The sequence below is a fragment of the Nocardioides sp. CPCC 206348 genome, from assembly GCF_048654705.1.
Lineage (GTDB): Bacteria > Actinomycetota > Actinomycetes > Propionibacteriales > Nocardioidaceae > Nocardioides.
Genome location: NZ_JBMCZA010000080.1, coordinates 1 through 1,761, shown reverse-complemented (window position 1 = coordinate 1,761; position 1,761 = coordinate 1). Strand labels below are relative to the sequence as shown.

General features: G+C 73.7%; 4 protein-coding genes. All 4 read right to left on the bottom strand.

Annotated features, from left to right (window positions below):
• Positions 1 to 415, bottom strand: a 415-nt coding sequence (locus ACOADB_RS04060; RefSeq protein WP_378596651.1) for an ABC transporter ATP-binding protein, incomplete at its 3' end; no start/stop codon positions are given.
• Positions 412 to 561, bottom strand: coding sequence for a hypothetical protein (locus ACOADB_RS04055; protein WP_378596650.1), 150 nt, complete (start codon positions 559 to 561; stop codon positions 412 to 414). The genes ACOADB_RS04055 and ACOADB_RS04060, both read right to left, overlap by 4 nt.
• Entirely contained in the window at positions 558 to 1,160 is a 603-nt protein-coding gene (locus ACOADB_RS04050) for a PadR family transcriptional regulator (protein ID WP_378596649.1), read from the bottom strand. Before ACOADB_RS04050 ends, ACOADB_RS04055 begins: the two co-directional genes overlap by 4 nt.
• A 145-nt stretch (positions 1,161 to 1,305) precedes the next feature.
• Positions 1,306 to 1,761: hypothetical protein (locus ACOADB_RS04045; protein WP_378596648.1), on the bottom strand; the 456-nt coding region annotated here is incomplete at its 5' end.

Genomic DNA, 1,761 nt, shown 5'->3' with positions numbered 1-1,761 from the left:
CGGCGAGCTCGCCGATGCCGACCTCGGCCAGCGCCGTGCGCGCCTCCTGGCGTGCGGTCCGGGCGCTGACACCGTCGAGCTCGCGCGGCAGGGCGACGTTCTCCGCGGCGGTGAGCGCCGGGATCAGGTTGAAGCCCTGGAAGACGTACCCGATCGACGTACGACGCATCCGCGCCCGGCCCTGGAGGTCCAGGCCGCCCAGGTTGGTGCCTTCCACCTGGACCGTGCCGGCGGTCGGCTGGTCGAGGCCCCCTGCGATGGTCAGCAGGGTGGACTTGCCGGAGCCGGACGGGCCCATCACGGCGACGAGCTCGCCGGCGTGCGCGGTGAACGAGACGCCCCGCAGCGCATGGACCTGGGTGGCGCCGTCACCGTGGACCCGGGTGACGTCGGTGAGCTTCAGGATCGGATTCATCGCGACTCCTCGGTCTGGTCCGGCTTCGTCACGGCCGGGGCCGGGCGTACGGCGGCCGTGCTCCGCAGCCGCGCCCGGGCATCGAGCAGCCAACGGCGCTCGGCGCGGGCCAGCCGGCTCGCGGGGTCGTGCACCGTGTCGCTCATCGCGGCGCCCTCTCGTCGTGCGCCCGCTGGTCCTGAGTCGGTTGCGCGATCGGAGCCGCGGCACCCGGCGCCGGCTCGCGGGCAGCTCGTCGCAGTCGCGCCTCGCAGTGGTCGAGCCAGCGGATCTCCGCCTCGGCACCGAAGACCAGCGAGTCGAGCACCAGGCTCCAGGCCAGCTCGCGCGGGTCGGCGCCGACCGCGCGCCGCTTCAACCGGGTGTAGTCCTGGAGCGCGGCCATCGTCGCGCTGCGCTGCTGCTGGATGACCGTGCCGATGTCGACGCCGGGCACCGTCACCGCCAGCGCCAGCTTGATCGCGAGCTCGTCGCGCGGGGGCTGGGTGCGGGCCACGGGCGTCGTGAACCACGCGGCGACCTCCTCGCGCCCGGCCGCGGTGATCCGGTAGACCACGTGCCCCTCGGCGTTCTCGGCCTCGGCCTCGGCGAAGCCGTCGCGCTCGAGGCGGGTGAGCGTCGTGTAGACCTGCCCGACGTTCAGCGGCCAGGTCTCCCCGGTGCGCTGCTCGAACTCGGCGCGCAGCTGGTAGCCGTACATCGGCTCCTGCTCCAGCAGTGCCAGTAGTGCGTGCTTGACGGACATCGTGCCCCCTCGGGTGGCCTACATACTCGGTATACCGCACTGTATACCCGATATGCACCAGGTGTCGAGGGCTCGGGACGTCATACGGAACGTGGGCTCTCGCCTCCGTCTCGTATGACGTCCGGGGCCTGGCGGCCAGGCGAGGTCAGCCCAGTGAGTGGCGCAGGTGGAACGCGAGCCGGGCCGCGAGCTTGCCGGCCGGTGTCGCCAGGAGTACGTCGGCCGGGTTGCCCGGCAGGGGAACCGCGAGCCGGCGGCGGGTGGTCAGCGACACGGCCCGCCCGAAGGTGCGCAGCCCGTGATCGCCCGAGAGGGGCCCGTACCCGCGAGCCCCGACCACCTGGCGCGGCAGGGCACCGGCGACGGAGGCGACGCCGACGTTGACACTCACCTGGGCGGCTCGCAGCGCCTCGCCGATCTGTGCTCCCTTCTCGCGGGAGAAGACGGCCACGTGGGCGTAGGGGCGATCGCGCAGCCGGGCGAGAACGTCGCCGAACTCCGCCTGGCCGTGCACCCGCAGCCGCGGGTCGGAGGCCGTGGGGCCGGCGGGCAGCTCCCTTGCGGGCACGCGCGGTCGTCGTACGCCCAGTGCCCGCGCCAG